The sequence below is a fragment of the Marinicella sediminis genome, from assembly GCF_002000055.1.
In the GTDB taxonomy this organism is placed as follows: Bacteria; Pseudomonadota; Gammaproteobacteria; order Xanthomonadales; family Marinicellaceae; genus Marinicella; species Marinicella sediminis.
Map to the genome: position 1 here is coordinate 22,559 of NZ_MVBD01000019.1, position 7,105 is coordinate 29,663.

At 44.0% G+C, this 7,105-nt stretch carries 17 protein-coding genes; all 17 read right to left on the reverse strand.

From position 1 onward, the window contains the following. Positions 1-3: 3 nt before the first annotated feature. Positions 4-399 (reverse strand): 30S ribosomal protein S8, encoded by a 396-nt coding sequence (rpsH, locus tag B0475_RS16955; protein WP_077413075.1) that lies wholly within the window; start codon positions 397-399, stop codon positions 4-6. A gap of 14 nt (positions 400-413) precedes the next feature. Beyond that, complete coding sequence (rpsN, locus tag B0475_RS16960; protein ID WP_077413076.1) at positions 414-719, reverse strand: 30S ribosomal protein S14; 306 nt, start codon at positions 717-719, stop codon at positions 414-416. Positions 720-724: 5 nt separating this feature from the next. Then, positions 725-1,270, reverse strand: a complete 546-nt coding sequence (rplE, locus tag B0475_RS16965) for a 50S ribosomal protein L5 (RefSeq protein WP_449288546.1) — start codon at positions 1,268-1,270, stop codon at positions 725-727. Between the two features lie 7 nt (positions 1,271-1,277). Next, positions 1,278-1,598 (reverse strand): 50S ribosomal protein L24, encoded by a 321-nt coding sequence (rplX, locus tag B0475_RS16970; RefSeq protein WP_449288547.1) that lies wholly within the window; start codon positions 1,596-1,598, stop codon positions 1,278-1,280. 7 nt (positions 1,599-1,605) lie between these two features. Further along, positions 1,606-1,974: a 50S ribosomal protein L14 gene (gene rplN, locus B0475_RS16975; protein ID WP_077413079.1), complete on the reverse strand. Its 369-nt coding sequence runs from the start codon at positions 1,972-1,974 to the stop codon at positions 1,606-1,608. A 12-nt stretch (positions 1,975-1,986) separates the two neighbouring features. After that, a complete protein-coding gene (gene rpsQ / locus B0475_RS16980; protein ID WP_077413080.1) occupies positions 1,987-2,247 on the reverse strand; it encodes a 30S ribosomal protein S17 in 261 nt (86 codons plus the stop codon). A gap of 4 nt (positions 2,248-2,251) precedes the next feature. Then, a complete protein-coding gene (rpmC, locus tag B0475_RS16985) occupies positions 2,252-2,440 on the reverse strand; it encodes a 50S ribosomal protein L29 (RefSeq protein WP_077413081.1) in 189 nt (62 codons plus the stop codon). Continuing rightward, positions 2,440-2,853, reverse strand: coding sequence for a 50S ribosomal protein L16 (gene rplP, locus B0475_RS16990; protein ID WP_077413082.1), 414 nt, complete (start codon positions 2,851-2,853; stop codon positions 2,440-2,442). The genes rpmC and rplP overlap by 1 nt, the downstream gene beginning before the upstream one ends. Next, a complete protein-coding gene (gene rpsC, locus B0475_RS16995; protein ID WP_077413083.1) occupies positions 2,853-3,542 on the reverse strand; it encodes a 30S ribosomal protein S3 in 690 nt (229 codons plus the stop codon). The genes rplP and rpsC overlap by 1 nt, the downstream gene beginning before the upstream one ends. A 10-nt stretch (positions 3,543-3,552) precedes the next feature. Continuing rightward, a complete protein-coding gene (rplV, locus tag B0475_RS17000; RefSeq protein WP_077413093.1) occupies positions 3,553-3,888 on the reverse strand; it encodes a 50S ribosomal protein L22 in 336 nt (111 codons plus the stop codon). A gap of 3 nt (positions 3,889-3,891) precedes the next feature. After that, positions 3,892-4,164 (reverse strand): 30S ribosomal protein S19, encoded by a 273-nt coding sequence (rpsS, locus tag B0475_RS17005; RefSeq protein ID WP_077413084.1) that lies wholly within the window; start codon positions 4,162-4,164, stop codon positions 3,892-3,894. Between the two features lie 11 nt (positions 4,165-4,175). After that, positions 4,176-5,003 carry a 50S ribosomal protein L2 gene (gene rplB / locus B0475_RS17010; protein WP_077413085.1) on the reverse strand — a complete coding sequence of 276 codons (828 nt, stop codon included), beginning with the start codon at positions 5,001-5,003 and terminating at the stop codon, positions 4,176-4,178. A 14-nt stretch (positions 5,004-5,017) separates the two neighbouring features. Continuing rightward, positions 5,018-5,317 (reverse strand): 50S ribosomal protein L23, encoded by a 300-nt coding sequence (rplW, locus tag B0475_RS17015; protein ID WP_077413086.1) that lies wholly within the window; start codon positions 5,315-5,317, stop codon positions 5,018-5,020. Further along, positions 5,314-5,919, reverse strand: coding sequence for a 50S ribosomal protein L4 (gene rplD, locus B0475_RS17020; RefSeq protein WP_077413087.1), 606 nt, complete (start codon positions 5,917-5,919; stop codon positions 5,314-5,316). Before rplD ends, rplW begins: the two co-directional genes overlap by 4 nt. Positions 5,920-5,939: 20 nt before the next feature. Continuing rightward, entirely contained in the window at positions 5,940-6,560 is a 621-nt protein-coding gene (gene rplC / locus B0475_RS17025) for a 50S ribosomal protein L3 (protein ID WP_077413088.1), read from the reverse strand. A gap of 11 nt (positions 6,561-6,571) precedes the next feature. Further along, complete coding sequence (gene rpsJ / locus B0475_RS17030) at positions 6,572-6,883, reverse strand: 30S ribosomal protein S10 (RefSeq protein ID WP_077413089.1); 312 nt, start codon at positions 6,881-6,883, stop codon at positions 6,572-6,574. A 57-nt stretch (positions 6,884-6,940) separates the two neighbouring features. After that, positions 6,941-7,105, reverse strand: a 165-nt coding sequence (locus B0475_RS17035) for an EF-Tu C-terminal domain-related protein (RefSeq protein WP_456298906.1), incomplete at its 5' end; no start/stop codon positions are given.

A 7,105-nucleotide genomic window follows, 5' to 3' on the forward strand; every position in this document is an offset into this window, starting at 1 on the left:
CAATTACTTAACGACGCAGATGACTTCACCACCAACTTTGGCCGCACGTGCGTCCTTGTCGGTCATGATGCCTCTTGAAGTTGAAACAATAGCTGTACCAAATCCTGCATCTACACGAGGCAGATCGTCTTTTCCACGGTATTGTCTTAAACCTGGCTTACTGATTCTCTTGATCATCTCGATCACCGGTTGATTGCGGTAATATTTGATGTTGATCTTGATGAAAGGATGGTTATCCTTTTCGACCATTTCAAAAGATCTGATGTAGCCTTCCTGTTGCAGTACTGACAAAATACCTGATTTCAATTTAGAAGCAGGCGTGACAGTGCTGTCTTTATTGACCGCTTGCGCATTCTTGATGCTGCAAATCATGTCTGAAATTGGATCACTTAAACTCATAATCTATTCTCTCTTTACCAGCTGGCTTTCTTCAAACCAGGAATGTCACCACGCATGGCTGCTTCACGGAATTTGGTTTTACTCAAACCAAATTTATTGTAATAACCACGCGGTCTGCCTGAAATCTTGCAGCGGTTACGCATTCTCGAAGGAGATGCATTGCGTGGCATTTTTTGTAAAGCTTCCTGAGCATCCATCATTTCCTCAAACGTGGTGTTTGGATCGGCAATGATTTTTTTCAGCGCCGCACGCTTTTCAGCATACTTAGCAACGGTTTTTTTTCTTTTCAGGTCACGTTGGACCATTGATTCTTTAGCCATCTTTATTACCTACCTTTGAATGGGAAATCAAACTGATCCAGCAACATGCGAGCTTCCTCGTCATTGCGCGCGTTGGTTGTGATACAGATATCCATACCACGGATCGCGTCAATTTTGTCATATTCGATTTCAGGAAATATGATTTGCTCTTTTACACCCATGGAATAATTACCACGACCGTCAAATGATTTAGGGTTCAAACCGCGGAAGTCCCTTACACGAGGCAAAGAAACGTTCACCAGGCGGTCAAGAAACTCATACATTTTCTTGCGTCTGAGGGTGACTTTACAACCAATGGGCCAATCTTCACGGATTTTAAAACCCGCCACAGATTTTTTGGCATGTGTGATCACTGGCTTCTGACCGGCGATGGTCGCCATGTCACCAGTTGCATTGGTCAATACTTTTTTGTTCCCAACAGCTTCACCGACACCCATGTTCAATGTGATTTTAGTGATTTTCGGCACTTCCATTACATTGGCAAACTTGCCTGATTCAAGCAGTTTAGGAACCACTTTTTCTTTATAAAATTGTTCTAATCTGGCCATAATAATTCTCTTAAGCGTCTACGACTTCACCGTTGGATTTGAAAACACGGACTTTCTTGCCGTTTTCCAATACTTTGAATCCAACCCTTTCGCCTTTTCCGGAAGCGGGATTATACAGCATGACATTAGAAGCATGAATTGGAGCTTCTTTGGTCTTGATGCCGCCTTTTTCCTCAATTTGAGGATTCGGCTTGACATGTTTCTTCACTGTATTCACGTTGTTTACCAGCAAACGACCGTCTTGCAACACTTTAAGTACGTTACCTCTTTGGCCTTTACTGCGTCCCGCAATAACGATGACTTCATCACCTTGTTTAATTCTTTGCATAATCGTTTCCTTATAATACTTCTGGTGCCAATGAAATGATTTTCATGAATTTACCAGATCTGAGTTCACGAGTCACAGGGCCAAAAATACGGGTGCCGATGGGCTCCAGTTTACTGTTCAGCATAACCACTGCGTTGCCATCGAAACGAATCAAAGAACCATCAGGCCTTCTGACCCCTTTCTTTGTGCGCACGATCACTGCGTTGTACACTTCACCTTTTTTAACCTTGCCACGAGGTATGGCTTGTTTTACGGAAACTTTAATGATGTCTCCGATACCAGCATAGCGACGTTTGGAACCACCCAGTACTTTAATACACTGGACTTCTTTGGCGCCTGAGTTGTCAGCAGCTGATAATCTTGATTGCATTTGTATCATTGTCAGTACCTCTTATTTAGCTGAATCAACAATCTCAACCACTTTCCAGGTTTTGGTCTTGGAAATGGGTCGACATTCAGCGATTTTTACAAAGTCGCCTTGTTGACATTTGTTACCGGGATCATGGGCGTGAATCTTGGTTGATTTCTTCACGTATTTGCCATACAGAGGATGCTTGATTTTTCGCTCAATCATCACTGTTACGGTTTGATCCATTTTGTCACTGGTGACCACACCACTTTTGGTTTTTACATTTTTCTCTACAGTAGTCATGACATTATCCTTTCACTTGGTTCATAACAGTTCTGACACGAGCGATGTCCCTGCGGACCTCACGTAACAGATGTATCTTGGTTAATTGACCATTGCCACGAGCCATTCTCAGATCAAATTGCTTTTGCAGCAATTTGTTCAACTCTTCCTGCAACTCAGCAAGGTCTTTACTTTTCAATTCTTTTGCTTGCATCACATCACCACACGTTTAACGAATGTTGTTTGCACAGGAAATTTAGCACCTGCTTTCTCAAAAGCTGCCCTGGCCATTTCTTCTGAAACCCCTTGGATTTCATAAATGACTTTGCCAGGTTTAATGGCAGCGGCCCAATGGTCGATGTTACCTTTACCTTTACCCATCCGCACCTCAATTGGCTTGGCTGTGATTGGCTTGTCCGGAAACACACGAATCCATAATTTACCACCACGTTTTACGTGACGGGTGATGGCACGACGACCAGCTTCGATCTGACGCGCGGTCAGCAAACCACGGGTGGTCGCTTTTAAACCAAAATCACCGAAACTGACTTTGTTGCCACCATGTGACAACCCACGGTTTCGACCTTTTTGTTGTTTTCTGAATTTAGTTCTTTTCGGCTGTAACATTATTTTTTACCCCGACTCTTCTTGTTCGACTTCTTATCAGATTCACTGGTGTGTGCTTCCAGATCGAACACTTCACCTTTGTAAATCCAGACTTTGATACCTATCACACCGTAAGTTGTGTAAGCTTTAGCCGTTGCATAATCAATGTCTGCACGCAGGGTATGCAAAGGTACCTGACCTTCTCTGTACCACTCAGTACGGGCAATTTCAGCGCCGTTCAATCGACCAGCAACTGCCACCCGGATACCCAGGGCACCGAGTCTCATGGCACTGCTTACAGCTCGTTTCATGGCGCGTCTGAACATGATTCGACGTTCCAGCTGAGAAGCAATACCTTCTGCAACCAAACGAGCATCAAGCTCAGGTTTTCTGATTTCATTGACACTGACATGAGTTGGCAAGCCCATCATTTTTGACAGGGTGTTTTTCAGCTTCTCAATGTCTTCACCTTTCTTACCAATCACAATACCAGGTCTGGCAGTGTGGATGGTGATGCGGGCGTTTTTAGCCGGTCTTTCAATTTCAATCTTACTGATAGAAGCATGTTTCAGTTCTTTGTGTAAGAACTCTCTGACTTTAATGTCTTTAACAAGCTGATCAGCAAATTGACCTTTTTCTGCATACCATTTGGAATTATGCTGTTTCGAAATTCCTAAACGGATACCTATTGGATGTACTTTTTGACCCATAATCCTGCCTTTACGATGCTTCAGCCACTTTCACAGTGATGTGGCTGGTTCTTTTTAAAATACGTGTACCTCTGCCTTTGGCACGGGCACGACCTCTTTTCAGGGTCGGACCTTCGTCAACGAAGATGGAACTGACGAATAACTCATCAACGTCCATACCGTTGTTGTGCTCAGCATTGGCGACGGCTGACATCAGCGCTTTCTTAACGATGTGCGCGGCTTTCTTGGGACTAAAAGTCAACAATTGCTCTGCCTGTTCGACGTTCATACCTCTGATCTGATTGGCAACCAGTCTGACTTTTTGGGCCGATATATTGGCTCTTCTTAATTTAGCTACTACTTCCATCATTTACCTCGCTTTCTTGTCAGCAATGTGTGATCTGAAAGTACGAGTTGGAGAAAATTCACCCAACTTGTGCCCAACCATCTCTTCAGAGATCAATACAGGAACGTGTTGTTTCCCATTGTGAACAGCCAAAGTCAAGCCAACCATTTCTGGCAAGATCATGGATCTTCTGGACCAGGTTTTGATTGGTTTTTTGCTGTTCTCTTTTACGGCCTTTTCAACTGCTTTCATCAAACTGATGTCAACAAAGGGGCCTTTTTTAAGTGATCTTGGCATAAAAAACTACCTTATTTCTTGTTTCTGCGACGAACAATGAACTTATCAGTTCGCTTGTTTTTACGCGTTTTATGTCCTTTGGTAGAGACACCCCATGGAGTTACGGGATGACGACCACCAGAGGTCCTTCCTTCACCACCACCGTGTGGATGGTCAACTGGATTCATGGCAACACCACGAACGGTAGGTCTGACACCTCTCCAACGAGAAGCACCGGCTTTACCGATTTTTTCGAGGTTATGCTCACTGTTAGAAACAGTACCCAATGTCGCACGACATTTGGCAGGCACTTTTCTCATTTCACCTGAACGTAAGCGCAAAGTGGCGTAAACACCCTCTTTAGCAACCAAACGAACTGATGTACCCGCAGCACGGGCAATTTGTCCACCTTTACCAGGCTTCATTTCAACGTTATGAACAACAGTACCAACCGGAATGTTATCCAGTGGCAAAGCATTTCCAACTTTGATGGGTACAGAAGTACCAGATACAACCTGCATACCCGCTTCTAAATCCTTGGGTGCAATGATGTATCGTTTCTCACCATCGGTGTAATGCAACAACGCGATGTAAGCACTTCTGTTTGGATCGTATTCAATGCGTTCTACTTTGGCGACAATGTCATCTTTGTTACGCTTGAAGTCAATGATCCGGTATTTTTGTTTATGACCACCACCAATATGACGGGTGGTGATTCGACCGTAATTATTTCTACCGCCAGTTTTTGATTTCTTTTCAGTCAGGCTGGCCTCAGGCCTGCCTTTGTACAGTCCGGTTCTTTTAACTTTGACTGTGCCACGACGACCTGGAGAAGTTGGTTTGTGTACGATTAATGCCATGATAATGCTCCTAATTACTCAGCTTTGGTGCCAAAATCAATCATTTGGTCAGCTTGAATTCTGACGTAGGCTTTTTTCCAATCGGGTCTTTTACCCGGCTTCATGCGGAAGCTTTTGGTTTTGCCTTTGACATTCATGACTGATACGTTTTCAACATTCACTTTAAACAGCTTTTCAACAGCATCTTTGATGTCTGCTTTATTTGCTGATTTAGCCACTTTGAAAACATACTGATTGGCCAATTCACCCACCCGGTTTGATTTCTCAGAAATCACGGGTGCCAATATAGTTGTGTACAGATTATTCAAACTCATGACAACCACTCCTCAACTTGTTTCACTGCATCCACAGTCATCACGACTTTGTCTGCATAAACCAATGACACAGGGTCCAGACCCAAGGCATTGGAAACCATTACATGTGGCAAGTTGTTAGTCGCACGGACCAGGTTTTCAGTGGGCTCTGCTGAGACCAGATAACCTTTTTCTACACCATGCTTGCTCAACAACTCGATGGCTTCTTTGGTCTTACCATTTTTCACGTCCAAATCAGCTACCACAACCAAACGCTCACTGCGGTTCAATTCTGAGAGAATTGATTTCATAGCCGCACGGTACATTTTGGTGTTTACTTTCTTGGTGAAGTCTCTTGGTTGAGCGGCAAATGTTTTACCACCACCGATCCAAATCGGACTTCTTGAAGTTCCGGCACGCGCCCGGCCGGTTCCTTTTTGTTTCCAGGGTTTGGCACCGCCACCACTCACTGCTGAACGGTTTTTTTGTGCTTTGGTACCTCTGCGGCCAGTGGCCAGATATGAGGTCACCACCTGGTGAACCAAAGCTTCAGAATAATCTCTGTCAAAAACAGCTTCTGAAACTTCAACTTTTTGTTTTTTTCCTGATACTGTCAGTTCCACAATATTTCTCCGTTATCTGCTTAAGCCAAAGGTCTGACAATGACTGTACTGGTTTTTGCACCAGGAACAGCACCTTTAATCAAAATCAGGTTATTGTCCTGATCAACCTTAACAACTTCTAAATTTTTAGTAGTGACTCGCTCAGCACCCATGTGACCTGACATTTTCTTACCTTTGAAAACGCGGCCGGGGGTTTGACACTGGCCAATAGAACCTGGCGCTCTGTGAGACAAGGAGTTACCGTGAGTGGCGTCCTGCATGTGAAAGTTATAACGTTTGATCACACCCTGGAAACCTTTACCTTTCGAAGTGCCGGTGACTCGAACTTTTTGACCATCTTCAAACATGCTCAATGCCAGCGTATCACCTGCAGCAAATTCCTGATCTGTACGGAATTCACGGGTGATGGAACCAGCTTCAACGCCTGCTTTTTTATAATGGCCAGCAGCTGGCGCATTGACTTTAGAAGCTTTGCGACCACCTGTGGTGATTTGAACGGCGTTATAACCGTCGGATTCGACTGTTTTGACCTGAGCCACAACATTGGGCTCAACGTTGATAACAGTGACTGGTACAGACTCGCCTTTGTCGTTGAAAACGCGCGTCATTCCTACTTTTTTACCAATAATACCTAATGACATTTTCCAACTCCTTAGTTCAATTGAATTTGAACATCAACACCCGCTGACAAGTCGAGCTTCATCAAAGCATCAACTGTTTTGTCATTGGGGTCTACAATATCAACCAATCTTTTATGAGTACGAATCTCATATTGATCCCGTGCGTCTTTGTTCACATGAGGAGAAATCAATACAGTGAAACGTTCTTTCTTCGTCGGTAATGGAATCGGACCCCTAACCTGGGCACCGGTTCTTTTCGCTGTATCTACGATTCTTCCCGCTGATTGATCAATGAGTTTATGATCAAACGCTTTAAGTCTTATTCTGATTTTTTGACCAGCCATGTTAATTTGCCTCTAACTAAAAGCAGTGGCTTTTCGCCACTGCTCGTTTGTGTTTAATTATTCAATAATTTTTGCTACCACACCCGCACCTACTGTACGGCCACCTTCACGAATCGCGAAGCGTAAGCCTTCGTCCATCGCAATCGGTGCAATCAACTCAACAACCATCTTGATGTTGTCACCAGGCATAACCATTTCTACACCTTCTGGCAACTCACATGC